At 37.9% G+C, this 26714-nt stretch carries 30 protein-coding genes; all 30 read left to right on the top strand.

Features of this window, described 5'->3' with window-relative positions; genetic code table 11:
• Positions 1-14 precede the first annotated feature (14 nt).
• The 30 genes from EGT34_RS03985 (at position 15) to EGT34_RS03840 (ending at position 26707) form a co-directional block, all read left to right on the top strand.
• Positions 15-713 (top strand): RusA family crossover junction endodeoxyribonuclease, encoded by a 699-nt coding sequence (locus EGT34_RS03985; RefSeq protein ID WP_001132936.1) that lies wholly within the window; start codon positions 15-17, stop codon positions 711-713.
• Entirely contained in the window at positions 714-1400 is a 687-nt protein-coding gene (locus EGT34_RS03980; protein ID WP_001085646.1) for a helix-turn-helix domain-containing protein, read from the top strand.
• Positions 1401-1413: 13 nt separating this feature from the next.
• Positions 1414-2256, top strand: a complete 843-nt coding sequence (locus tag EGT34_RS03975) for a hypothetical protein (protein ID WP_000101398.1) — start codon at positions 1414-1416, stop codon at positions 2254-2256.
• A 143-nt stretch (positions 2257-2399) separates the two neighbouring features.
• Positions 2400-2660, top strand: coding sequence for a hypothetical protein (locus EGT34_RS03970; RefSeq protein WP_000142838.1), 261 nt, complete (start codon positions 2400-2402; stop codon positions 2658-2660).
• A 76-nt stretch (positions 2661-2736) separates the two neighbouring features.
• Entirely contained in the window at positions 2737-5025 is a 2289-nt protein-coding gene (locus EGT34_RS03965; protein ID WP_002080089.1) for a phage tail tip lysozyme, read from the top strand.
• A 13-nt stretch (positions 5026-5038) separates the two neighbouring features.
• Complete coding sequence (locus EGT34_RS03960; protein WP_000172885.1) at positions 5039-6094, top strand: hypothetical protein; 1056 nt, start codon at positions 5039-5041, stop codon at positions 6092-6094.
• Between the two features lie 328 nt (positions 6095-6422).
• Positions 6423-7364, top strand: coding sequence for a type II toxin-antitoxin system HicB family antitoxin (locus tag EGT34_RS03955; RefSeq protein WP_000801068.1), 942 nt, complete (start codon positions 6423-6425; stop codon positions 7362-7364).
• 64 nt (positions 7365-7428) lie between these two features.
• Positions 7429-8328, top strand: coding sequence for a phage antirepressor N-terminal domain-containing protein (locus EGT34_RS03950; protein ID WP_001259764.1), 900 nt, complete (start codon positions 7429-7431; stop codon positions 8326-8328).
• Between the two features lie 193 nt (positions 8329-8521).
• Positions 8522-9229, top strand: a complete 708-nt coding sequence (locus EGT34_RS03945) for a hypothetical protein (protein WP_000213842.1) — start codon at positions 8522-8524, stop codon at positions 9227-9229.
• 124 nt (positions 9230-9353) lie between these two features.
• The gene (locus tag EGT34_RS03940; protein WP_000535146.1) at positions 9354-10295 is read left to right on the top strand and encodes a hypothetical protein; all 942 of its coding nucleotides are present in this window, start codon (positions 9354-9356) and stop codon (positions 10293-10295) included.
• A 199-nt stretch (positions 10296-10494) separates the two neighbouring features.
• Positions 10495-10851, top strand: a complete 357-nt coding sequence (locus EGT34_RS03935; protein WP_001166851.1) for a hypothetical protein — start codon at positions 10495-10497, stop codon at positions 10849-10851.
• Entirely contained in the window at positions 10851-11189 is a 339-nt protein-coding gene (locus EGT34_RS03930; RefSeq protein WP_000633138.1) for a hypothetical protein, read from the top strand. Before EGT34_RS03935 ends, EGT34_RS03930 begins: the two co-directional genes overlap by 1 nt.
• On the top strand, positions 11170-12615 hold the full coding sequence (locus EGT34_RS03925; protein WP_000176698.1) for a hypothetical protein: 1446 nt from the start codon (positions 11170-11172) through the stop codon (positions 12613-12615). Before EGT34_RS03930 ends, EGT34_RS03925 begins: the two co-directional genes overlap by 20 nt.
• A complete protein-coding gene (locus EGT34_RS03920) occupies positions 12603-13217 on the top strand; it encodes a hypothetical protein (protein ID WP_000377371.1) in 615 nt (204 codons plus the stop codon). The genes EGT34_RS03925 and EGT34_RS03920 overlap by 13 nt, the downstream gene beginning before the upstream one ends.
• Positions 13218-13295: 78 nt before the next feature.
• Positions 13296-13754, top strand: a complete 459-nt coding sequence (locus EGT34_RS03915) for a hypothetical protein (protein WP_001183519.1) — start codon at positions 13296-13298, stop codon at positions 13752-13754.
• A gap of 11 nt (positions 13755-13765) precedes the next feature.
• Positions 13766-13993, top strand: coding sequence for a hypothetical protein (locus tag EGT34_RS03910; protein ID WP_001237354.1), 228 nt, complete (start codon positions 13766-13768; stop codon positions 13991-13993).
• A 72-nt stretch (positions 13994-14065) separates the two neighbouring features.
• A complete protein-coding gene (locus EGT34_RS03905) occupies positions 14066-14971 on the top strand; it encodes a hypothetical protein (protein WP_000157182.1) in 906 nt (301 codons plus the stop codon).
• Positions 14972-14973: 2 nt separating this feature from the next.
• The gene (locus EGT34_RS03900) at positions 14974-15777 is read left to right on the top strand and encodes a hypothetical protein (protein WP_001108881.1); all 804 of its coding nucleotides are present in this window, start codon (positions 14974-14976) and stop codon (positions 15775-15777) included.
• A complete protein-coding gene (locus tag EGT34_RS03895) occupies positions 15770-15970 on the top strand; it encodes a TraR/DksA C4-type zinc finger protein (RefSeq protein ID WP_000130711.1) in 201 nt (66 codons plus the stop codon). The genes EGT34_RS03900 and EGT34_RS03895 overlap by 8 nt, the downstream gene beginning before the upstream one ends.
• Before the next feature lie 11 nt (positions 15971-15981).
• Positions 15982-16494: a hypothetical protein gene (locus tag EGT34_RS03890; protein ID WP_000014221.1), complete on the top strand. Its 513-nt coding sequence runs from the start codon at positions 15982-15984 to the stop codon at positions 16492-16494.
• A 19-nt stretch (positions 16495-16513) separates the two neighbouring features.
• Positions 16514-18505 carry a hypothetical protein gene (locus EGT34_RS03885; protein WP_001162229.1) on the top strand — a complete coding sequence of 664 codons (1992 nt, stop codon included), beginning with the start codon at positions 16514-16516 and terminating at the stop codon, positions 18503-18505.
• A gap of 72 nt (positions 18506-18577) precedes the next feature.
• Positions 18578-20116, top strand: coding sequence for a phage tail protein (locus EGT34_RS03880; RefSeq protein WP_000996675.1), 1539 nt, complete (start codon positions 18578-18580; stop codon positions 20114-20116).
• A gap of 14 nt (positions 20117-20130) precedes the next feature.
• Positions 20131-20409, top strand: a complete 279-nt coding sequence (locus tag EGT34_RS03875; protein WP_001243272.1) for a hypothetical protein — start codon at positions 20131-20133, stop codon at positions 20407-20409.
• Between the two features lies 1 nt (position 20410).
• The gene (locus tag EGT34_RS03870) at positions 20411-21541 is read left to right on the top strand and encodes a hypothetical protein (protein ID WP_001272161.1); all 1131 of its coding nucleotides are present in this window, start codon (positions 20411-20413) and stop codon (positions 21539-21541) included.
• Entirely contained in the window at positions 21531-22079 is a 549-nt protein-coding gene (locus EGT34_RS03865) for a hypothetical protein (protein WP_000934751.1), read from the top strand. Before EGT34_RS03870 ends, EGT34_RS03865 begins: the two co-directional genes overlap by 11 nt.
• Positions 22076-22378 (top strand): hypothetical protein, encoded by a 303-nt coding sequence (locus tag EGT34_RS03860; RefSeq protein ID WP_000120883.1) that lies wholly within the window; start codon positions 22076-22078, stop codon positions 22376-22378. Before EGT34_RS03865 ends, EGT34_RS03860 begins: the two co-directional genes overlap by 4 nt.
• Before the next feature lie 154 nt (positions 22379-22532).
• On the top strand, positions 22533-24311 hold the full coding sequence (locus tag EGT34_RS03855) for a hypothetical protein (RefSeq protein ID WP_000217481.1): 1779 nt from the start codon (positions 22533-22535) through the stop codon (positions 24309-24311).
• A 63-nt stretch (positions 24312-24374) separates the two neighbouring features.
• The gene (locus EGT34_RS03850; protein ID WP_000718478.1) at positions 24375-25001 is read left to right on the top strand and encodes a hypothetical protein; all 627 of its coding nucleotides are present in this window, start codon (positions 24375-24377) and stop codon (positions 24999-25001) included.
• A 4-nt stretch (positions 25002-25005) separates the two neighbouring features.
• Positions 25006-25293 carry a hypothetical protein gene (locus EGT34_RS03845; protein WP_000151778.1) on the top strand — a complete coding sequence of 96 codons (288 nt, stop codon included), beginning with the start codon at positions 25006-25008 and terminating at the stop codon, positions 25291-25293.
• A 118-nt stretch (positions 25294-25411) separates the two neighbouring features.
• Entirely contained in the window at positions 25412-26707 is a 1296-nt protein-coding gene (locus EGT34_RS03840; RefSeq protein WP_001022853.1) for a hypothetical protein, read from the top strand.
• Positions 26708-26714 lie beyond the last annotated feature (7 nt).

Raw genomic sequence — 26714 nt, 5'->3', positions numbered from 1 at the left:
GTTGGGGCAAAATAATGCCCAATATTAATAGTCGTCGCCGTCAGTGGAGTGAATTTTTCTCTAATAAAAGACAGGAACTCTTTAAGGATTTCAGTGTTTCATCAGATAATGACAAAGTTAAAAAGCAAAAAACTAGCTCATGTAAACATGTGTTTTTCCCATGCCGTGTAGAAAAAGAAAATGAGGGTGAAAACGGTGAAAATACTATATATAGGGGAAGCACAGGCGGTGTTATCATTTCTGGTAAGCAATACATCACAATCAAATTGCCTTATGGATTAAGCGCTAACGAGATATGGCGGGCTACAATTGATCAGAACGGAAAGCAAAGAAACAGTCTTTCAGTAGGTGCTAAAAAATATAAAGACAAGGTTCAAAAGCAATATGGACCTATGTTTAGGGCACTTAAGTTAAAAGCTATCGATCAACTTTGTGAAATACGATTAATTGTTCAGCCACCACTTAAAACTCGGTCTTACAGTGCAAAGACTTATCCACGATTTGATATTGATAACTATCCAAAACTACTAATTGATAGTGTCAAAGGTGATGGCTTGTTATTCAAAGACGACAATATTTTCATAAGTGAACAAATCAAGCTGGCAGAACCATGTGAAGAGGGTTGTGTCTGGCTTTCCTGTGTTTTTACTGAAGAAACTGATTGGTTGTCAAAAACTGTAGATTTTGATTGGTTAGCTGGGAGAAGCATTTAAATGGCGAAAAAGAGCGATTTGCAACGTCGAGTACTTATTGGAAGAAAACTTGCAATGGCGCGTGATATGTCTCAATTACGTCAAGAAGACGTAGCATTAGAGATATTCGGTACACCACATAAAAACCGAATGAGTGAAATCGAAAATGGTAAGTTAATGCCAGATGCAGAATTACTTTCGGTGCTATGTCAAAAATACGGTGTTTCAGCCGACTGGGTTCTTGGTTTTACTATTGAGCCAGAACTAGACAAAACAGCTTCTGTAGCTGGTATTCTGTTTAACAGTCTAGGTGAAATGATGAGTGAATACACTCAAGCCATGGCATTTCAATTAAGTATGGCTGCAGCACAGCATATTGCATCTTTCCCGAAAGCCTTAACTGTAGAGCTGCTTGAAGCTTCAAAGGGGCTAATTCAAGCTTGTTTATCGCAAGACCAGTCTATTCAAGAAAAGGTTTTACCTGAACTTCACACTCTTATGCGTATTGTTCGTGAGTGTGAACAGAATCGTGCAAAACAAATCCGTAATTTAGAGATGGCTATTGATGATGTTTTCCAGCGTGAAGAGAATGATTTACAGCAAAAAGCTTTAATTGATCTTATCCAAAATAAAAAACGTTTTAGCAAGGCTTCTTTACAGCAGCAAGCTTTAGATGAAGTGAAACAAATAGGTCTATTTGCTGAATAAGGGATAGACTTTAATGGCTCGCAAGATTGAATACTCGGAAGAAATTTGGAACCGGCTAAAAGAAGTCTATGAATCTTCACCTAAGATTACATGGCAAGCTTTAGTTGATCAGGTTGGCGAAGAACTCGGTTGTGAGATGCCTTCGCCATCTGTTGTGCGCCGTAAAGCACTTGCAGAGAAATGGAAAAAGAAAGCTAAATCTCTAGTCAAAAAGACAGCCCAAGAGCTCAATAAAGAGATTAAAAAATTGACCAAAAAAAACAATGGTCAAGAAAATACACAAACTACTGATAAATCGGAAAAAAGTGATAGTCAAAATTCTGTCAAAAAAACGTCAAATATTGCTGAATTTAATAGTCAAAACTCTAAAAATAATGGTCATAACAACGGCGGGCGTTCTACAGTCAATGAGAACTATCTAAAGTCAGCTTTGGTTGTCAAAAATAACCGTATAAGAGCTCATAAGCTGGGTGAGTTAATTACAGATACTATCGATAGTGTTATTCACATTAGAGATGAAGTCCTTAATCTAAATAATCCTACTGAAGATGAATTAGCGCTGGTTAAGTTTAAAATGGGCTTGATTAGTCAAGTGGTTGATTTGAACGTTAAACAAAGTATCAGCATTTCTAACATTGCTCGAACTGAGGCAATGTTCTGGGGCTTAGATGTCGATGATCTTAAAGACCAGTCGGAAGTTCAAGCACGGCGTAGTTCAGTTATTTCAGGTGCTGAAGAAAGAATGGCAATTGCAAAAGCTAATATGAAAAAGAAAAAAGAAGAGGCGTTTATGCGAAAGTTAGCGTTAATTGAAGCCGGTGAAGTAGAGCCTGAAGATGAAAAAAGTGAAAATTGAGCTGGAAAAATGCCAGACTTAATTTAATGTGCAGTTCTGCTTAAGTTATAATCACTTATTTCGAATTTTTATTAAAATTACCAGAGAATTAAGAAACTTATGACTATATTAGTAAGTATCTAAACTTTTTTGGAGGTCATAAAATGACATTCATTACAGCAGCTGAAGCATCAGAAATCGCTACCAAAGCAAAATCTTCTGAACAAGAAATCATTGATATTTTATCAAAGGCTGTTCAAGACAATGCTAAACAAGGTATTCGTCGAACAACTTGGAGTTTATCGCGTAGTAAAGTTGAATTACCAACATTAGAAAGGGTAAAGGCTAAATTCGTAGAAGGAGGATATTCCTTCCAGATCCTTTCAAATAGTCCTGAAACATATACTGTAGATATTAAGTTTTAAGTTATGGAACTTGACCATAGTATAAAATTTTATAATTGCAAAAATGCCCTATATCAGTATGGGGCATTTTTTTGTTATGACGGATTCAAATCACCATAATCCAGTTTTATCTTACGATGAGCTGGGCTTCATCATCGGGATGAAACGAGTTGAAAAAAAAGTTAGTACGATTGATTCAAACATTGAAAAGATCATTGGTATCCTTACTCAAAGCTTTGAAGAGCAAAAAGCACAATTTGCACAGCCTCAGCCTAAACTGACTGAATTTCAAAAGATGCTTAATGCTGTCAATAATAGACAAGCTTTAGATTTTGAAGATTTATTAAAAGACAAAGCTAATCCAATCACTCAATCTTTTGTTGTAGCAGACAAGCTGGTCAAAGACTTTGCTGATGTTTTGGACCAATCAATTAATGACCTTAAAACAGTAGATAAAAAACAAATCAACAAATCTAATGGGCGAAAGCCCGCTATAGAAATTAATAGTCATGAAGACTTATCAAAAATTATAAATCCTACTGTTCCTGAGCGTGATGAAAGGGGCCGTTTTGTATCTAATCCAAATGAACCCCAAAACCAATCATCGATTCGTAAAGTTGCCCAAACGATATCTACGGCGATTAAAGGAGTAATGCCGAACTCAACACAAGGTGTAGATCCTACAGTTGACGCAATCAATGAAGTTGGTCATTTACTTTCACCTGTACGCCGTGCAGCAGGATTAGCTTTGCGGCCATTAACTGGATTGATGCGTAGTAAAAAGAGAAATGAGCCATTACCTCGTGAACAAGAGAACCATAACCGCAAACAAATAAAGTTATTGCAGCGTATTGCCGATAATTTGGCGTCTAAGGGTGGTTTGTTAGGTTCTCTAGGGAAATTGCTTACTTCCGTGTTATCTGCTGGTGGTGGGCTTCTAGGTGGTGCTCTAGGCAAAGGAAAGAAAGGTGTAGGGAAATTAGGAAAGGGCTTAGGTAAATTTCTTAAGTTTGGCCGTGGTCTACCCGTAATAGGTGCATTGGCTGCTGGTGCATCATTATTAGATTGGAATGAACAAAGCACACAAGAAAAGGGCGGTACTGTAGGTAGTCTTGCTGGGGGCGTTATTGGTGGCACGGTAGGATCAATATTAGGCCCAGCTGGTACTTTGATTGGTGGTATGGCTGGTTCATGGATAGGTAATAAACTTGGTACCGCAGTTGCGCCGTATTTTAAAGAGTGGACAGATTCATTAATAGCTGCAGATGTACCAGGTATTATTAATACTGCTTGGAAAGGATTTGTAAGTTATGCTTCTAATGCTTTTGATCAGGCAAAAAACACTGCTTCAAAAGTTGTAGACGGAGTTAAAGATACTGCTGGTGATACCTTAGATTTCATTAAAGATAAATTTAACCGATTTAATCCATTTCATGATGGTGTTCCAACATGGGGCATTGGGCAAGGAGTTTATAAGCCGGGTTTTGGTGCAAATAAAAATGTACCTGCTTATGGTTCAACTGTTTCTCCAATTGGTGAAAAAACTAAGGAAAAGCAACTTGCAGTTTACAATGCAATGAAGAGAGCTGGTTTTAATGATAATTGGGCTGCTGGTTTAACTGCTTCTGTTGGTAGGGAAAATGACTACCAAGATAAATATCTGTTTGGTAAACACCAGGATAAAGCTGGTGGTACGAATATGGGTATGATCTCTTGGCAAGGAGCCCGTAAAGACCGGCTTACGGCATATATGAAGGAAAGGGGATTACTTGATGCAAACGGTAATATGGTACGGAGCCAAGCAGCTTTAGATGCACAAGGTGCATTTATGAAGCATGAAATCGAAACGAATCCTGAATATGCTTCGGTTAAAGCTTATATGCAGAATAACCCAAATGCATCAAAAGAAGATATTGCCCGAGTTCTCGGCACAAAATATGTAAGATGGGCGTATGGGCAAACAAAGCTTCGCAATGGGCAGTCATTTGATTATAGACCGCATTTAGAAAAGGAATATAAATACAGAGCTAACATTGATAAAACCGTTCAGGAACAGAAAACTAATCTACCTAAAGAAAATACCCCAGCTGTATCAGATTTGAAATCAAGTCATATTGTGGAAAATACAAGAGCTAAAGTTGCTAGTGTTTTAAGCACCCAAAAAGCTATCGTTCCCCAAGCTACTACAAAAGCAAAACCTTCATTAAATAATCAAAATAGATTATTAACTAATGTCACGCCGTTTAAGCAACCTTTAAATACTCCTAACCCACAGGAAGTTGTTGTTGTAAATCAGAATAATGGTAACATCGGGCAGAATGTTAGTGATCGTTTCCTTGCTCATGCTCTAACTGGCGGCATTGGAATGGGGAAATTAGACGTTTAGTTTTGGGATATATATGACTTTAAAATTATTAAAATTATCTTTCTTAGTTACGGCAGCTTTTTCAAGTTATGTTCAAGCTGCTACAAGTGTTAATGATATTCTGAATAAACAAATAATTGCTACCAACAGTGAAAATATTAATTCGACAAAGGTAGTTAGTGAACTTTGTATTTTTAGTTGTGATTTATTAAGTACAAACCCTGAAGTGTCTTATGGTGGCATGGACGAACTTTATGTTCTTTTACGAGAAAAATATGGTTTAGATTCTAAGCAAAGTTGTAAGTTCTATAAAAGGACAACTGGCAATGTAATATTAGATACACAATATAAAATTGCAGCCTTACAGGGAACGCCAAATCCTGATGCCTATTCAGATTCAATTTTTAATAATTTGATATATAAGCAAGGAATATATAGTTCTTCAGATGTAAATGTGGACATTTATTATGATTTAGTTGACATTGCTAGAATCAATAATCCTGAATTAGATGAAAATAGCAAAAACAATCTAGTAAAAACTTTTCAAATGCGCCATCGTTTTATTGCCAATAGTTGTGGTGAAAAATTTATGATGGCTTATGACAAGTACTTAAATAAAGTTAGTGAGTTAAGAGAGGCTGAATATATTGAAGCAATTAATAAAAAGAATGCTAAAGAACGGGAAAAAGAGGAATGGGAAGAAGAAATCCGTTTAGCAAAACAAGCAAGAGATCGAGCCGATGCGGAGAGGGAGGAACAAGCCCGTTTAATTGATGCTAAGAAGCGGGAAAATAGACAAAAAATTAATCTATGCAAAAGTACTAATAATTATAAGCTATTTATAGAATCCTCTAATGTTGTTAGTGCACGAAATAGTATTAAAGTTGCACAAGACGTTTTAAAAGAAGAAGATAGGTTACAAAGTTTTAGCGGTGTCACTCGTTTAGATAGGCGTTATGCAGCTGCTCAACGGATCGAGTATGGGCAAAAAACTCTAAATCAAAGCTTTGCCAAGTATAAACAATTGGGTGGAAGTGCAAGTAGTGTTGCTACTGTGACACCTCTAAATAATCCATGTAAGGGTTTGTGATTTTTCCAATATGATCAAGAAAAACCGCCGTGATAGTTATCACGGCATTTTTTTTCATATAACTTGATCTATTCTTAACTTAACTTAACTTAACTTAACTTAACTTAACGTAACGTAAGTGAAGCAAATAAAATCACAGTATAGAGTTGTAACTCTATAAATCTTTAATTTTGGAATCTTGGGGTTATAAATTTAAAATTAATAATTTCAATAAGTTGAATTTTTATTAATAACTATTTGATTTTAAATTTGTTGACAATATTTTTTTTAGAACTATTATTAAAAAAGGTGTCTAAAAATCTGAAATATCATTCAAAAGGAGTTCTTGGTGAAAAACTATACAGTTGCTGTAAAGATTACAGAATCTAAGTCTTTCTTTAAAAAAGATATTTATGAGGCTGCACTTTTTGATAAACCGAATATTAATGCTACTGGTTCCAGTTATGACGAGGTGATTAGGAAGGTATATGAGAAGACGCTTGAGTATTTTGATTTTCTAAGTGACCAAGGTCTTGATATTCCTGAGCCGACTGAAATTAATTCAGTAACATTTAAAAAACGTGATAAAGATGTTTTTTTTCATGTCATAACAATTGATACATCAATCTATGCGGAAAAGACTGAAAAGATTAACGTTACAATTCCCATATCTTTAACACGAAAAATTGATGACTTTCTAAAAGATAAAGTACATAACTCAAATCTTTTCTCCTCTAGATCAGATTACATAACCAAATCTTGCCAAAGATATTTACCCTATGCGAATTATCTTGCCTCGCTCTACAATAATGAAGATTTAATAATTGCTCACAGATATCACGAAAGTAATACCACGAGAAATTGTCTTAATTTGCTCGACTATTTGAAGCTACCTAATTGTCAAGAAGTAATCTTATTTGCGACTTATCGTACACCTACTGATGGGTTTAGTAGAGATGACGGGCCTGAAACTAATTTGCCCCTCATGGGAGCAATTGCGAAAGTCCAATTACCAGGATTAAACGAGATTTATATTATTTTTGATGGACTTTTCCTAACCGCGCAAAGGAAGCCGCGCTACAATGAAGTAAAAGATGTGCTGGATACAGCTTTGGAAACAGATAAAACATCATTTATTCAATTATCAGTTCCATTTACTTCACAGTTAGATCCTGTGGAAGCAGTCAAAATATTAAGTGAATTTCCTAGACAGAAATTAACTAAGGAAACTCGACCTACTTTTTTTAATTTATTAAGTAATCTAACAGAAGAACAATATGTAAATTTTTAACCACAAAAAAGCCTCGCAGTCCGTGGAAAGAAAACGAGGCCTGTCATTGCATAGGAGCAACAACATGCGTACTTTAACACAAATTAATGTACCTTTTCATAGTGCTGATTTAGTAATTATTGAATTCAACAATCAGCCATTTACTGCCATGCGCCCAATTGTTGAAGGAATGGGCCTCACATGGCAATCACAATATGAAAAGTTAAAACAAAGATTTAGTTCAGTTATCACTGAAATAGTGACAACTGGAAAAGATGGTAAACAGTACAATATGGTTTGTTTACCTGTTCGTAAGCTTTTTGGATGGTTAATGACTATAAGTCCAAACAAGGTTAATCCCGAAATTCGAGATACTGTGATCATGTACCAGCAAGAGTGCGACGATGTGCTGTGGGAATACTGGACTAAAGGGCAAGCAATAAACCAACGCTTAACCATTTCTCCAGAACAACAAAATGCACTGCACGAGATAGTTGATCGCCGTGCAGGGAGGGATCGAAGCTTAAGAGCTTCAATGTGGATTCGTCATAATCGCCACTTTGGAATTGCTAAATATAGCCAATTGCTTTCAATCCATTTTGATGAGGCGAAGCAGTATCTTGAGCTCTTGCCGTTACAAGAGCTAGTTCCAGCTGAAACAGATACACTTAAACGTTTAGAAAAGTTTGTAGATAATCTCGCTGCTCGTTATCCAGCATTAGAAAACCCTCTTGCTTATGACATTGCACAGCAATTAGGTGAGGAGCTAAAGTATCAATCTCCAAAAGGACCTAAAAACTTTTGGATATCGATTCAAGAAAGCGGAGCAGTTTCTGTACAGCAATATTCACTACACCACACACCAGTTAATGTTGTGCAATTGCGTGAACGCTTTAATCAATTGTGGGATTTTCTTCATAAAGATGAGGTGCTTGAACTTGGGAAGGTTTTAAAACGCTTTCCTTTCGAACCTGTGAATCGATAAGGGCTTATCAAAATATAAAGATGTCTAAATAGGACTCCCCTAATAAAAAGCCAGCTATTAGCTGGCTTTTTAAGTTTACTGACAAATATAAAATTCTTAATTTTATTGATATTTCCAATGTAATTGATCATATAGTTCTTGAAAAATATTATTCATAAATGCATAATTCGCGCGCGTTTTAAGGATTATGTTAATGACAACAACAGCTTATGATACTCATTTCATGGCTTCCGACATAGCCTTTACAGTAAATCGTACAGAAGTTACTCTAAATATTCCTTTTAGGAAAGTGAAACGTTTGGGCGATATTGTATTTGGTATGGCTGGATGTTTATTTTGTATGAGAGATTTTAGCGAGGCCCTTATTGATTTTATCTTACAAAATAAAACACAATTTGAGCTTCCGAGATCTATACTTGAAAAAACAAATAGTGATTTTATTGCACTAATCTATTTAAGTGGTTCTTGCCTTAAAGTTTCTAAAATGGTAAATGACACTGAGTTTACAATAGAAAACATTACTAATGTTCCTACTGTAATTGGATCGGGGAGTTTTCATACTCAGCATATTATTCATGATTGTCCTAATGCGATAGCTGTTGTCCTAGAAGCTATTAAATACGATCAATATACTGCAGGGGAAGTAAAATATTGCAGTATTAAACGAGAAGAAGTTCATAATTTGGAAGCGCCTATCATGTCTACAACTCTTAATAATCAAATACAAATGTTGCAAACAGAGATTGCTGAAACAAATCATCTTGTTGGAAATGGCAACACATATCACGCTAACACTGAAACATATCACCATGGTGAACCTGTCAAAATTTCTACTGAATTAGGTTTACAAATGTTTCAACATAGTTTAACGAACGTCCGAAATAAATTAACTTCTAATTAATTTAAAATAAAAGCCTGCAAATGCAGGTTTTTATTTATAAACAAAATGAAATTTAATGGAACTTATGTAATTTCTAGAAAAAATTTACTTACAAGATAACCTCATTAATATGAGGTTATTTTTCATGGGCAGTCTTAATCTAGCAGCTATAACAGCTACTACTCCATACATTAAAAAGATCCAATCGGCATTAGAAAAAGCAACAGGCCAAACGATTGTTACACCAGAATTTCGCAAAATTAAGCGCGTTGCTGGTGTTAGCGTTTTACCAGTTGCATTTTTCTTTTCAGGTGGCGCTACGCTTACACTTTATATTCGTGCATTAGCGGATGTAGTGAAGGCCGAACTGAATGATAAAGTAATTGTTCTATCTGGCGATTTTAGTGATGACTATAAGCCAACATTTGAAAACGCCGTAAGTTGTGTTGCTAAACTTATCCGTGAAGCACAATCTAAAATCCAAGAACAAAATAAGCGTGAAAAAGTTAGCTTACCGCCGCGCCGTACTTCTGTAGATCAGAAAATTAAAGAAGTCGAAGAACAAGAGCAAAAGCTTGATGAGGATTTAGCTAAGCAAATAGCTCACCGTGACCAGCTTAAGGAACAAATTGAACAAGCAAAGCATCAACTTGGTATAAGTTCGGAGGCTGGTCAATCCGAACTGGGAAAGCCTGAATTTGATAGTGCGAGTCCAATCAAATCAGTTACAGCAAATATCACACGTGGTAAAGCTGCAATGAACAAAGCCATTATGGAAAAAACCACAGTGCATAGAGCTATGTATCGTAATGATTTAGGCTGGGTGGATTTTGAGTATGGCAGTGATAAACAGGGTATTAAGCATATTATCAAGCGCCGTATGGAAAGTGATGGCATGACATATGATGAAGTTGTGCATATGCTTGTGGATACTATTGTGCAAACAATCGCTCAAGGTAGTACACAACGGCGTACAGAACGTGGATTATCTACAAGAATAAATATTGTATTTAATTCGCATGAAGCGTCATTGATTAAGCGAGAAGGTAGTAATGCATGGCTGCTTACAGCTTTTGAAGTGCATTAAAAAAAGCCCGGTAGTTAGAGATGGGTTGCGACATCTTCTAACCTACACTTATGACCCTATACGTTCTCGTGTCATAAGTGGAGCGGGCTTTGTATATATAATAATCCATGCATTTCTTATTTTCAAATATGGAACCATTCACGCTTACATATATACAAAAGCAATACCCTTAATACAGTTCTTATTAAGGGTGTTTTTTATGCAAATTCAAATCGGTATTGATATTGTCTTAATTCTTGCATTTTTAGCTTATCTTTCCGTTGTTACAGGATGGAATAGCAAGAATAAAGCTGCGTATATTAAACAATTCCGTCATGTGCCTATAAGCCTCTTATTTAAAGAAATCAGATATATGTATTTCATAAGTATGGCATGTGTATTGATCACTATTATTCTTGTTGATTGGCGAATCTATAACGTTGCTTCATATTTTGATGCATTAAGCGTTTCATTATGGATATTCATAATCTATTTCACCATTTTTTCAACTTACCAGATCGGCACTGCAATACTAGTAAAGCTTTTGATGATTTTCAGTAATAGAGCAACTTCCTAATGATCACATCTAAAACAATTTTAGACATGGTTGAGTACTGGCTTAATCATCCGGTCAATGGGAAGTATGGTTCTGATTTTGGTGCACCTCTTTATGATTTGCTAATGGCACCTTTAGACTCGAGGGTGGCAGATAGTTTTATCATTAAGATGAAAAAGGATCTACCAATATTATCTGAGCTTAACTCTGACCAATTAGCACTGTATTCACAAACCGAAGGATTTGAGACGGTTCATATTCATTTAAGCATCATGAATGTGAATATAGATCTTAACCAAGTAGCAGACCGATTGGGTAAATCAGTAACAGGTGAGACATATGACATTAACGCAAGCTGATTTTGAAGCCCAGCTCCAAGCAGCGATAGATGATTATGAGATTCAGGAACGCTATAAAGCTCAAGATCCAATTGTCGTTCACCAGCTGCGTTCTATGGCTAGTTTTTTGACTGCATTTGGTCCAGAAATCGATATTGCTTCAATTGAACCATTTACCAAAACACGTGACCGCTCAATTATTGCGGATGCTACAAATAAAGGCATTTTGCCTATAGGTACGCCGTGTCAGCACTTAATTGAAATCATCAACCGGTCAACAAATGCTGTGAGCTTAAGTCAAGGGCGAATGATTGAGGACCATAGCGGCGGTAGAGTGTGGCGGTTGCTTCAATCCATTAATGTTAAAGCTGGTGAGACGGCGGAAGTAATAGCCGAACAAAGTGAATACCGTGAAATTAAATATGTTGTACCAGTTACAGAAGGGTTCCATAAATATCGAATAGACCTTTTAGAGGACCTTTCACTTGCAAATATTTCGGTTAAGCAGGGCAATAATAACTATGTAATTAAGCCGCGCTGGATGAATGTTGAACCAGGTGAATATGCTGTAACTGTTACTACAGATAATCTAAGAAGATTGTTTATTGAGTTTGGCGATTCTGATAGAGCTGGTCGTACTCTGCAAGCCAATGAAACGGTAATAATTGGAATTCTTGAGACATACGGGGAAGTTGATGTCAATCGTTTAAAAGATGCGGCTTTACTTGATGTACTTTCTAATGATGAACAACGCATATCAGTGCGTTTTAAAGCTGGTGGAGTGATTAGAGAGGGCGTAGATCCGTTAGCTGTATCTGAATTACGTTTATTATCAAGCTATCCATCGCTTTACGATGAAGATGCTGTATTTCTGGGCAACTTTGACTATGCGGTCCGTAAAAAATTCATGAAACGGGCACAGTTTATTTCTGTTTGGAATGAAACTTTGCAAGAGCAACACTTTGCCATTACATACCGCGACATTAATCATTTAAACCTTGTGGTGGTTGCCAAGAACCCAGCTGAACAAGCAACGTTAGAACAAGATATCTGTCGGTATATTGGTTATTGCGATAACTTGTATGAAGGTAAAGTGAATGTACATGAAGTTGTAGAAAAGCCAATTGAAGTAAAAATTAAAGGCTCTTTGGCTTCTGTACATAACACAGATATGGTTAAGACACAGATCAAAGAATTACTTGTAGAACGTTACGGGCGTGAATCATTGAGCTCAAGTCGTTGGCTGGTTAATGGCTTTAATACGCAAGAAATGGGGAAGCTGATTAATGACAATATTGTGGCTTTCCAAGACCGGATGAGTGACTTTACCATTATGCTTTCAAATGAGTTGAATAAGCCTAATGAGTGGGTGTATGTGACAAAAGACAGCATTACTGTTGAGTTGGAACGCACCGCTGATATTTCGGGGGCTACATGGACTCTATAAGCTTTACTCGGCCTATCGATGAACACTATGTAAGTACGGGCTTGCAAACCGCACTTGCTAAAGCATTTAAACAAGTATTTGCACAAAACTTTGAGCAGTCGATACAAGATTTACTGGACTACGGTTGTCCTCATATCGGTAGTAAAACAGTTGTAGAACGGTTCTCTAAACAAAACGGACTTGTTGTATTACGGCGAAATAACACCTCTGATACGTTAATGCGAATTATCTATGCCAATTGGAGCAGCATGGGTAATAAAAGAGGATTAGCGTTTTTAGAGTTTGTTTTACGAATGTTGTGGGGGAAAGATCATTTTCAGATTATCCGGCTATGGCACAGCTTGGAAAAGCTAAAAGAATATCCAGCCTATTTGTCTGATTTTGAAAAGCCAAATTACTTCTTAACAAGTCGGATTAGGATTGTTTTAGATAAAACTGTTGATGCAAATGAAGTGGTAGAGCTGTCACCGATATTACGGCGTTTAGTACCAGCCAATATTGTCGTTAAAGTTCACTCAATGGCATTTGATAGAGATTTAGGTACCACAAGCTTTGCAGCGGCAATAGCAGCTAAGCCTTATGCAGTCTATAACTTCCTTTAATTCAATTGGAACTGTTGAGTTAGCGCTCAAATACAAAATGATTTCATAGTCCTGTTCATTAGTTCAGGACTTTTTTATATGCAACAAGCTCAAGACAATGTTTTAGTAGGAATCGCAGAACCTATCAATGGTCAGGGAGAAAACTTATTAATTGATCATTTCTTAGGATATGCAAGCCATGAATTAGAACCACAAGAAATTGATAAAGTTATTAAAGGGGAAGTGGTTGAAGGCATCACGGAATATGCTCAGGGCCATTACTATAAGATTTCAGCAAATCCTGAAAACCAAAATGCAAAAGATTTTGAAATCAGTATTCATTTTCAGGATGGCCCAATTCCAGAACATGGTGTGAATGGGGTTACCAGTGAAGCATTGTTAAAAGTACTTATTCACCGTACTAAAACCTTGGATGAAAAATTTCCGAGTGAGTTCAACAAACAAGCCATTATTTATATGGAAAGTGCGCTAGAAGAATTTAATAAACGTACAGCTGAGCGCCGTGCTCGTGGTGTTGAAGGCACTCTTGTTAAGTAATTGGGTGAAGTATGCGATTAAAAATCTTTTGTAGAAAACGTGCTTGTTCTCAATTAATTGACTTATCTCAAATGGATTGTTTGCAAGTCTCCGAAAGTGAACATCGAGGAGGCATGATCCATGAGCGCTTTTATGATGTTTTTATTTCTCTTAAAAGTGGGTACATCTTTGATGCAACCATTGAAGATAAACAGCATGACAAGCTATTGGAATTAATTGAGTTTGATCAAAAGATTTGATTTGGAACTGATTAAATTTCAACTATAGAACAACTGAAACAATAGCCTCAATCACAGCATTGGGGCTTTTTTATGGCTAGCAAAAATAGAAAGACAAAAGTTCTATCTTACAACTTACATGACCGATGCCGTAAATTTACCGGTGTTGATCGAAGTAATGTCGATGTAGATGCAATGGTCAACTTGATCAACAGTGACCATGTACAAGAAATGGTTGCTACTAATTCATTACAAGGTTTTTACGGTCATCAAATTCGACAGCGCTATGGTATGGTGCCGCCTGAAACGGTGATCATTAAAGGTAAAGTTGTATATCTTTCACGGGCGTTTAAAACAATTGAATTACGTGCTTCAAAGGATGGAACAGTTGAACACCGAGAAGAGTTTTATGATAACGAGCCTGGTGAGATCGCATTACAAGATTATAAAGCCCAAGCGGGTGGTTTTAGCACATCAGTCAATTACAAGAATGTCGGTGGCCGTTTAATTCCAACGGGTTTTTTTGGTTTTGATTTCGTTGCACAACCAAATTATGCAAGTAATGTAGGGGATGGTCAGTTATTTGATGGATTATTTGTTCCTGAAGAGCCAGAAGGTGTTGTTTCTTGCTTTGATAGCGCAACAGATATTTCACAGTTATCACAGCCCGAAATTATTATTGCCCAATTACTTGAAGATCAAATTTTACAGACATACGACAATATCAATAGTCAGCTGCATCTATTAACCGAGTTAGGAAATGCTCAAGGATTAGTGGGTGAATTATCAGAAAAATTTGATAAACAGAAACGCCTGCAACAACTTAGAGAAGAACGCAAAAAAGAACTCTATACGGGTATGGTAAATCCTGTGAAGAGTTTTGATTCAGTACAACAACAAGCTGAACAAATCATTCAAAGTTTGGACAATCCAAACGTAAAAGAGAAACCTAAAAAGCCGAAAAAGTCTTTTGGCAATATCTTTAGTGTATGGGGGTAATAATGAATTACCCCAACGATTCGCTTAAAAGCATCCAAAACGCTTGGTATAAGCAGCTTGTCAATTTTCGTGCTTGGTATATGCCTGAGACACAATTAACGGCTGACTGGAAGTTGAGAGCCATTGGTAACGCTATAAAAGCATGTCCGTCACGGATGATGGACGACTCAGAAGCAATGCTTTCTGAATATAGAAAAAGCCAGAAGCATGAGGAAGAGTCCAAAGTGCTTTTACCTGTAATGCTTACTGCAACAGCGTTAACTGACCAACCCCCAGATGTAAATCAATTACTACCAGTGCCTGATTTTATTGAAACGGTCATTGATGAGAAACGGGTGAAGGTTCGTCTTGTGCCAACAACTGTACGTGCTCAAATCGCTTTCTTTGCCACCAATCCTAATGATCTGCGTTCAGTCATTGGGCAGTTTTGCGCATACATGTCTAGCAGCGATAACCGCCGTTTTAATGTGCCATTTCAGCAATGGAATGATCATGTTGTTAATTCAACATTCACTGTTTTTGAAAATGAACTTTTTCCATCACCAGTCCCAAGCGAAGCAATCAATCTTTCTATCTCAACTGTAGATATTCAGCTTGTGGGTTATACACCTAACGTCATCGGTTTCGGTGGTCCATTCGACAACAACACAGGTAATGGCTATGAACCTGACGGCTCAGCAACGGAACAGCCCGCAATCAACGACAAAGTTGTAGTGCAAGCTGATCAGTACACATCACTCGATCACCAGCGTGTGAAGGGTGATAGAGAAACAGGTGAAATTACAGTTGAGCGTATAGATGACTGACTTAATCGATAAGGCACAAGAAAGTGCTGATTATTTATTGCAGCAAGAAATTGCAAACCGATGCCGTTTTGAAGGCGAATCTGAAAAAGAATGTGTTGAATGTGGTGAAGAAATACCAGAGCGCCGCCGTGCTTTAGGTGGCGTGAAATTCTGCATTGAATGCCAAACCAAGTTAGAACGCAAACGGCGCTAAGGATACATGTAATGTCTGGAATTATTCGTATAGACAGCCGTGTTGCTGGGTTTTCGGATCAACCAATTCGTCTTATTGGAGCGGCATTTGCTGATACAGGTGAGCTTGTTATTCAAAAAACAGCTGTTTATTCAAATTTGCCCGTACCAAGCGATTTAAGAGATCAAACAGTTGTAGTAACTGACTCACCGGACCAAGTACAGAATTGGCAATTAAGTTTCAATGCAAAAGAGCATTTAGAAGAAGTGATTTCAATTTACCAAGCTCGTTTCAGAGCAAAGTTAATTGAAATTGAGCCAAAGCTAAACCAGTACAACCCTAAAAACGTTCTTGAAATCCGTAAGGTCGATAAAAACGGCCTTCAGCAGGAATTTGATAGCAGCAGCTTAAACAATGGACACATTGCAATTCTATTAGCTGTTTGGGCTAGTACGAAAATTGCCAAAGGCTTTTCAATTACTGAAGGGAATCAGTTTGAAGAAGATGCTGTAGATCCAACAATGCTTCCTTTTTCAATCTATTAAGTAATGGTGTTTTTACGGTATGGCTTTGGCACCATTAAAAGAAATTCCCGAATGGTGGGAACTTTGTGAGCGTTATCGATACGACATCTATGCTTTCGCCGTAGAAGCATTAGGTGTCGAACCCACATGGCAACAAGAATTACTTTTTGAATCTATTGCATTTGATGGTAGCCGTACTTCCGTAGCATCGGGGCATGGTTGCTTTGGAAAAGGGACATTAATCAAATTAGCCAATGGGGAATTTATCCCAGTTGAGCGCATTAACCTAAATCATAAAATTCTTGCTGCAGATGGTAAGACAGAACTAGATGTAATTAAAACAGTAACCGGTTATCAGGAAATGTACCGGTTTGAATATGAGAATGGTAAAGCTCATACCTTCAATAAATCCCACATCCTTTGCTTAATTTCCTTATACGATGGTAACGGCTGGTCCAAGGGCGACAAGATTGAATTACTTGTTTCTCAATACCTGAAATTAAAGCCAGAAAATAGAGAACAGTTTGCATCGTATAGGCTTATAGATGGTGAACATAAGCCTTTAAAAATTACATCGGTTACTGAGCTAGGTGAAGGTAAATATTACGGTTTTGTACTCGATCCAGATCCATTTTTCTTAGGTGATGATGACTTAGTACTTCATAACACTGGTAAAACGGCCAGTGCCGGTATTGTTGCCTTATGGCATCTCTTGTTTTTTGATGAATCCATCATGATGTTTACTGCTCCGCAGATTGGGCAGTTAAAAAAACAAGTCTGGAAAGAAATCAGTATCAATCTAGCACGATTGAAGCAAGGGCCTTTGGCTTGGCTTGCTGATTATGTTGGGTACCAGTCTGAACTCGTTTACATCAAAGGCTACAAAGAAAAATGGTATGTTTTTGCGAAGACAGCACCAAAACATCAACCTACAAACTTAGCTGGTAACCACGGCGATAACTACATGGTCTGGGTCGATGAGGCCAGTGGTGTAGATGATGCTGTCCTTGATGTAGCTTTTGGTGCCTTAACGCATGAAGATAACCGTGCAGTAATGACCTCACAGCCTACTCGTAACGCGGGTATGTTCTATGAGACTCATCACAAGTTAAGTCATCGAGCTGGTGGTGTTTGGATTGCACTCACATTTAACGGGGAAGAGTCACCACTAGTTAGTGAACAATCCTTACAGGAACAACGGCAAAAATACGGCAGCAGGGAAGATGCTCAGTATAAGATTCGTGTTTTAGGTGAATTCCCTGACTTATCAGATGAGTTCTTAATCACCAAGCGTCAAACCGAAGAAATGTATGTTGGCGCGAGTATTTTTGATGACCATCAATTCGGTTATGTCATTACTGTTGATGTTGGTGGTGGTGTTGGCCGTGACGATTCAGTAATTGTTGTTTCTAAAGTTTGGGGTGAATCGCAATGGGGAGAGCGCGCACGCCGTGTAGAAGTTGTAGATATTCCATTATGCAAAAACAGAGATGATATTTTAGAACTATTTGCAAAGATTAATGAGCTACTTTTACAGTACCCAAATGCTAACTTGGTTGTAGATGATAACGGGGCGGGTAAAGGTTTAGGCCAATACCTTAAAAAGCAAGGTATTTTCTACGTTCCTGTTTATTGGGGCTCACAATGTTTTAGTAATGACAATAGAAAAGAGTTTACAAATAAACGGTCATTAGCTTATGTGGGCTTAGCTCGAGCAATCGCAAATGGCCGTTTTAAAATAAAAACGAAGAAACACAATGTGAAAATTAAAGATCAGTTAATCCACGTTCCATACCGTTTTGATGACTTTGCTCGTTATAAAATCTTAAGCAAAGACGAAATGAAACGGATGGGAATTAAATCACCGGATATCGGTGATGCTTTTGCTTTCTTATTCTTGGAAAACGTTCACTACACTGAAGCTTACGAAACCGTAAATGTCACTGACGATACACCGGAAGGCCGTGAACAAGCTGAACGTAAGTCAAGATTCAGTGCTTTAAGAGAAGCAGCTGAAAAAGAAAATGATTAGTTATATGGAACTGCCCACTTAAATAACTATTCTTCATAACTACCATAGATCAATAAATCATATGGGTGGGTTATGGCTATTAACTTCTTTTTAACTGACGCAGGTCGGAATGCATTAAATAAAGTGGGTGATGTTGCTAGCTTTGGTGGGGAACTTACCCATCTTGCTGTTGGTACCGGCAAATTTGATGCATCAGTAGAAGCGAAAAACCTAACTTCTCTTAAAAATGAATTAGCTAGATTTTCTCTTAACGGCGGTGGTGTAGATACAGAAACGGGTACTTTGCGTTTTGTAATGAGTATTGAGCCCACTTTAACAATGGAAGTGTTTGAGATGGGTATTTACCTATCAGATGGCACTTTACTTGCGGTGGCCTCGACTACAGCTGCTCAATCAATCATGTCTTTACATGCAAACGTAGTAGCCATTGTTACATTTGGATTTGTTTTAACTGACGTTAATTTAAAAAACGTAACTATCAAGATTGATCCAAACACACCAATTGCTGTGATGTTGATGAATCAGCATAGTGCAGATGAAGACCCACACCCACAATACGGCGCGTTAATTCGTAAGCTCATGACTGAACATAATCAGCATGAGGATCCGCACCCCCAATATGCATTTGAAAAAGATGTAAAAGCCAAAGACGATGATTTACAACAACAGATTGATGATCTAGATCTTAGTTCCAAAAATTTGTTACAGCAGTTAATCGATTTCAAGAAAAACTTAGATGCTCAATATCCAAAATTAATTGGAGCAGGTGTAAATATTGGTAGCTCAGCCACAGTTGAACTAGGTGGCAAAGTTACTGATTTACGTGATTCAAAGTATGCAATCTATTTAACACCAGAAAGCCCACATGAAGCATGGAAGCTTACCCGTGCTGAAAAGGGTTTTTCATATGAAGTTTGGGACCGCTCAGGTCAAAACCGGATAGGGTATTCAGGTACTGTGAATTGGTCCGTTGTTCAGGTAGCTGCAGAAACACTAAACGATGGAAACGGCGATTACACAGTCCCAGGTGTTTATATCATTCCAATTCAACCGAAAGAACAAAAAGAATTCATTTTGGTTGGTGCTGGTGGTGCTGGTGGTGGCAGTGTCTGGGAGTTAGGAGCATTGGCACATGGGACCAGTGGAACAGATACACGCTTACGTTTAAATGAACTTGATTTGGCGGTTGTTGGCGGCGGTAAAGGCGGTACCAGTGGTCAGTGGTCGAATGGTAGTGCTTTCTCAAATGGTGCTGGTGGTTTAGCAGGTGTAATCACTGTGACATCAAACATAACCGAAATTTCACGCAAGCTTGGTAACGCTGGTACAGCTGCAAACCAAACAAACCACAAAGGCGGCGCATCAGTAAGTCCAGTATCAAACTGGGGTGCTGGTGGTGATGGTGCTAATGGTGTAGGTGATGATGGCTGGGCACTTGGTGGTGGTGGTGCAAGTGGTGGTTTACTCATTTGCCGATATGTGAATTCAACCGAAAAAACTCAGTATATGACTTTAGTTGTTGGTGAACCTGGTGTTGCAACCGAAAGTAATGGTAACACTGGTAAAGCAGGTACTGGTGGCTTTGCTCGTGTAAGTACTGTTAAAGCTTAAATAGGTAAAACATTATGAGAAATGATTATCGAAATGCTATTAGAGACTTAATTCACCGGAATCTTCAACAAAATAATATTCAGAATCTGATTGTTTGGGAAATCAAAGACGATGAATCTCAAGATCCATCACTGTTGAGTTTGAAATTATATGGTTCAAGAAACCATATTGATGCAGTACTTGTGGCGTGTGGTGTGAACGGCGTTTGGGAAAAACTACCACTACAAAAGGTAGCATTTCCAAGGCTCGTTGATCTTTTAAGACTTCAAAAAGAATACTTGCAGGATAATTAATATGTCAGCATTCAAGCCAGATGATTTACGCCGTGCCCAGCTGCAATTAAACCAATCTTTGCAAAATGGTGGAGTTCGTAGAGATCAACAGAGCCGCCAGCGTGCAGATAGAGAACAGCGGGCATTTGCCGAAAAAGAAATTGAATATGATGATTGGGGAAGAAAGATCCCTAAGCCTATGTTCTTGCGACCACAAGATATTGCCCAAGGGGAAAAATATGATGTCGAAAGGGTACTTTTTACAACATTAGGTCAGCGAAATGGAGAAGTACCACGGCGTATTACCCGTGATGATATCTTGGCATTTCAGGAAAACATTCAACTATTAAAAGATCAGTATAGTAAGGGTATTACCCCTCAAAACATCATTAATTTAAGCCGACAAGACGATATTGACCGGGCAAATGAGCAAATCTATTTGGCGGTTCCAGTAAGCAGAAAAGCTGGTTTAGTTCACTTGCTTACTAATGCCGGACCAAATAGTAAAGTTTTAAATCATCACGTTGAGATTGAGTTTTCTAACTTTAAATCTGTTGTTTTTGATATCGATAAACAGGCATTAAACACCGTCAAAAACCGCTTGGCTAAAGGCAAAATCAAATTTCAGTGTGATTGCGAACGTCATACGTTCTGGTACCGCTATATGGCAACTATTGGCGGTTACAATTTAGGACGTGATGAGGGCGGCTTTCCAAAGATACGTAACCCGCATTTATCCGGTGTGGCATGTAAGCATGTATTGCGCGTTGTTAAGTGGATTAGTTCACCATCTGGGATTGCCTACCTTAAAAAGGAAGTAGAGAAAGACCGTAAAAAACAAGTAGGTGCACGGTATAAACAAACAGATAAGCAAATACAGAATTCAATTAACGAGCAAGTAAAGGATTTGATGAATGGTTCTGTTAAGCCAATCAAAGCCAATATCCAAAAAGCAGAAAAAGAAATGATGCGTAGAGCTGATAAAGTTGCCAAAAAGCTCTTAGAACGCGAATTAAAAACCCTCAAACGTTTTGAAGTGGAAACTGTTAGAGCGAGTCAAATTGAAAGAATTCAAGCCTTACATAAATCAGGCGCAATCGACAATGACATGTTAAATGTCTTTATGAAGGGTTTAAGTCGAAATGCTAAATAGATCAGTAAATCAAGTTGCAAATGGACGCCGTTTAGCAGCTAGACGTGTTGTGATGAATGCTCTAGCAAGTATTCCAGCGCAAATTTGGCGAAAAGAAGTAATTTTCAATAATCCGGCTGAAGATTCAAAACCTTTAGATCCTCTTTCTTTTGAAGCGAACACTTTATCGATTCAAGACGAACCCAACTACAAGTATGAATATAAGGGCGCTGCTTATGTTCATTTCGATAAATTTAATGGTGGTTATATTCAAAAGAACTTCTCAATGAATAACCCATCTGACTTGGTGCTAACCGCTCAAGTAGAGACATTCAATGAAGAATTGGATGATGTTTTGGAAAGGATAATCAACATCCCTGACTTGATTCTTAAAGAAGGTGATCTTTTAGGTTTAATGATTTATGAAAACCTAATGTTGTGGTTTGAGATTGTAAATATTACTGGTTTTAGCCTCATGGCAGATTTTGGCAGTAAGTATGTTTTAAACCGTAGAGATGATTTGTTTATTTCACCTATAGGTGATGGAGAAACTAAATGAGCTATTTAATTTTCAATGAAAAAGGTAAAAAGACAGGCGACATTGAAATGGCTGAACAATGTACTTCTGCAATATTCAATTACCAGGTAATCGGGAACGGGGCAGAAGTAGAGTTTTTCGGAAGCAATATTCCATATGCAGATCCGCAAAACGATTCTCACTGGGTGTCTATTCTTACATTAACAGCTGCTGCGCCCGATACTGAACCGTTTAGACAGCATTGCTGGGATAAGCTCCGTTATAAAGTGAAAGCAGGTGATAATGTGGAGATTTATGTTTCAAGTGGTGTAAGCGGATAGCTATATAAATAAAGGGCTGAGATGGTCCTTTAGCTACATTTTCTTTGTCCTCAATTTTGGGGACTTTTTTATGTTTGGAACCGACCAGTTTTAGTAAAAATACGCCATGTCAGACTTTCTGCATCTTACATAGAAAGCCAAAGGCTGGTTTAAAATGACTGTGTTAACAGAAGAAATTCGTAAAAAGTATGATGCTCAACAACTAGCTACTGTTCAGTGCCGAAATTACTATTTCAAAAGTCCTGAAGAGCTTGAAAATGGGTTTGACAGTGCTCAAACAGCGGCAGAAGAGTACCCAGAAGTATTAAAAGCAATTTTTGATTCAATTGGCATCGAATATGCGCCAGAAGTTGATAAAGCTGTGATGTTTGGGGTATCACAATATCAATCACGTCATGGAGGTGAATTACCGCATCCTTCAATCATTGCAGCTGCATTAACTGCTGGTTTAAGTGGTGCGAAACAAGCAGCTGCTTTGCCTGCCGAGACCCTTAGCTATTACGATAGTATTAATGAATCTGGTTTTGATGATGTAAATCACCAGCATCATGAATCTGTAAGCATCGTTCCAGCAATTACAGTTGCTACTATCGCCAACGTTATCGCTTATGCAACACCTATCGTTGCTATGATTCCCAACTCAAATGGCTCAAATGAAGTACCGATTGTATCTATTCGCTTTATCACCAACCGTGATTTTGGTGCAATGAAGAAATCAGAATACTTAGATGGTGCAAATGCTTCTAAGCCTTACGTTGAAGGACGATTCCGTTTTGCATTGTCTAATGGTGGCGCAGGTACAACTTATACTGTGACTGCACGAACTGGTTATGAAGACTTCAAGGCTAAAACACCTGACGCCAAAGCGAGTTTATTGCCATTTATTGCTGGTAATGTATCTATCAAGATCAATGGTAAAGAAGTTGCACATACACGTAACCGAACAAAATCAAAGATTACAGGTAAAATTTCAGCTATTGCCGAGAAAAACGTAGTAGTAAACGGCGTTGAATATCGTGTAATTGGTAGTGAAATTGATATTTCCGCTAGCAAAATTAGCGTGACCTTAAATGAAGCATTACCAGATGGTGCGAAAGTTGAGGTTCATCTTGTGGCTGATTTTGATGCACGGGATGGTAATAATAACTATCTATTAACCCCAGTTGGTGTTGATTTCGAACCTGAATATGAAACTATGGTTGCATCACCAATCATGGCACGGGTAACAGCTTCAACACTATTACAATCTCAGCTAACTAACGAACTTAAGCTTGGTTTTCTAGGTCAGGCTTTAGCAATTGTTCAAGGAAAAATTTTCTTAGAACAAACTGTACGTTTATTAGGTGAAGCAAAAGATTTAGCTGAATACTCAGCTCGTGAAGTTACTTTTGATGCTTCTCGTGGTGTGACTGGAAAATTAGCAGCTGCATTTAATACTTCAGGTGACTTGTTTGCGGAAGTAAATAAATTTATTGCAGCGGCCAAATTGGATATTAACCAACGTACTGGTGGCTCTACCGTCGCATTTGACTTATATGTTGGCGATACTGGGTCAGTATTCTTTAATCAACTGTCAAGCGACAAGATGCCAGTTAAAACCGGATACACTGCTGGTTATGGTCAAATTGTCCGTATTGGTACTCTTGCAGATGGTACTAACGTTTACCACGCACCGTCAGCACAAGAGCTTGTAGCTGAAGCAGATACAGCGTTTGATATGCTTTTAGTTGGTCGTGGTAATGAGCCAATTCGTGCGCCGTTCGTTGGCTTTATTCAAACGCCTCTTTCAGTTATTGAAACTCGACCAGATGCGCGTGAATCAGTACTTACTTTAATCGGTGCTCAAGCAGCCGAAATGAACCCGTTAGAACGTTATGCTGATCAAAGCTATGTCATCCACTGTATCAATATGCCATCCCTCAAAAATTCGTAAGTAAAACAGATAAGGGCGCATTTCGATGCGCCTTTTTACCCTATTTATTGAAAGGAAAATCTCATGGCTGCAGCAACACAAAACACTGACGAAACTTTAGCTTCAACTGACGAACAAGCGACTACTAAACCAAAAAACACACGTAATAAAACCAATAAAACTACAGAAACACAGAATACCCAAGCTGGTGATGAAAAAGCTTCAGACCAAGGTGATTTGTTAAATAGCCAAGGTCCTGAAGACGGCGCATCTCAAAATGAAGGTAATAAACCTACTGATTTGAAAAATAGCGATTCAGATAATGAAGAGTCCAATGCTCAAGAAAATGGAAAACCAACTGAAACATCGAATGATTCTGTCAAACCTTCAAATGATCTAGATTCAAATGGTGGTAAGTCTGGTGATGATGTGGGGAATGAATCGGATCATGTCCTTAAAGAAACTGATACTTCTAAAGTTAATACTCCCATTACGGATTTGTTAACAGTATCAGGTGGGAGTAGCGTGGATCCGCTAGTTATTAAAGTTACTAATAACGGATTTTCAACAGTTTTAGAACCGTTATCACGTGTTGCTATTGAGGCAGGTAAAACAGCAAGTATTACGTGTCATAACCAAACATTTAAACATCAAGTACTGGAAAACTTACGTCAGTTGAAGGGGCTTGGTAAGAATCTAACTGTTGAGTAACAAGATGACTATTTTCATTATTGATGGCACGAACCCAATTATGGATGCTGTTGGTGATCATCCTACTGAACGAAGTATTACACTTCAAAATAACGGTTTAAGTGACATTACCGAACCATTTACGCAAGTTTTGGTACAAGCTGGTCAAAAGGTCACATTCACTTTGATCGGTGACGAAGCTCATAAACAATTGCTAGATAACCTAGATCAAATTAATGGCTTGAAAGGTAATGTACTTCAAATTGTACCTACTGAGGCAGAAGAGCCTACAGAACCTGCTAGCGGATTATAAAATTTAGGAAATGAAAAACCACTTTCGAGTGGTTTTTTTTACATTGGAACTTGCCAGAAAATCAAAAAAGCCAACGGCTCAAAATACTTAAAACAAATAGCCTTGGGCGTGTAATGTAATGAATATACTTGCTCTATCAAGTACAGGTGAGCTATCCCTTGTAGCAGGGGCCAGCCCATCACTAAAACTGGAATTTGATACTCACAGTTATCTTGCAAATACAGAAATCAATGTGGCCTTTTTTGCGAAAGTAACTAGCCCACGCGGTCCTGCAGATATTTCTATGCGTTTGGAAATCCGTGATGCGGTAACAGGTGATCAAATTGTTACTGTTCAGGGATTAGTAGATGGAGACATTGAAAATTCTGCTTCTATTGTCGCTGTAGCTGATGCGAAAGAATATTTTGAGCGTTTTGATTTATCGTTAGGTATTGATGCGTTACAAGCAATACTCAAATCAAATGCTTATAACGAATCAAATAGCTTAGGTCGTGCTTCAAAAACATTGGCATTGGAAGATGAATCGTTACCATCATTTAATCCAGATGAACTATATAAGATTCTGACGAGTCAATTAAGTACCCCGGCATATCTGACTTTACCAAATCCTCATGATTTACCAATTTATGTTGCGGCACAACGTGCAGCTACAAAGCTACGTATTCCTTTGGATGCTGAAATCAATCCAACTTTTACAGCTGAGCAAGCAGCTCAATTTGCGACAAGCGTAGATGCGCAATCACAGTTTGTTCAATTCATTTGGAGCCCGAATCTTTGCCGCCCAACTGATGCTGTCACGCTAAGAGGTCGTAAGGTACCAGCTTATTATTTGGGCCATTACATCGGCGATAAATTATTACGTAATGCAAAGTTAAATAAACAAGGATTTGCGCCGTTAAAAAATGCAGTAGCTTGGAAAGATTATCCATTTACAGCAAAAAATTTAAGCCAGATGCCGAATATTGATCTTGAAGATGAACAGACTCAAGAAATGTTGGCTAAGGCTAAAGTAAATGTAGTTCGCCCAGTTAAGTTTGAAACTACATTATTTGTATTAAGTGATGTGCTTACGCAATACCAAAGCAAAAATAGTGCTTTGCGTTTAGTTCCCGCCGCGGAGATTTCGGCTCGGGTTACGAATAAATGTATCGAGATCCTGCGGACTTATATGTTCCAAGCTACACCGGACTATATCAAAAAAGCTGGTGATGACATTCAAGAGTTTTTAGAGGGCGCTTCTAGTGAGACAACCGGTTGGTTACAACCGGCTGAAGATCTAGGGGGTAAACCTTTTGAGTTCAGTTTAATACCTGACAAAGACTATCCATATGAGCGTGTACGACTCTATTTAGCCCATGGAGTTGTTGGTACAACTCGTGCCGCAATTTTTGATGACGACGTTTTAGTTAAATAATTTTAAG

It is taken from the genome of Acinetobacter sp. FDAARGOS_558 (assembly GCF_003937785.1).
Lineage (GTDB): Bacteria > Pseudomonadota > Gammaproteobacteria > Pseudomonadales > Moraxellaceae > Acinetobacter > Acinetobacter baumannii.
Note: the sequence above shows the minus strand (reverse complement) of the source record. Positions and strands in the feature narration are given on the sequence as shown.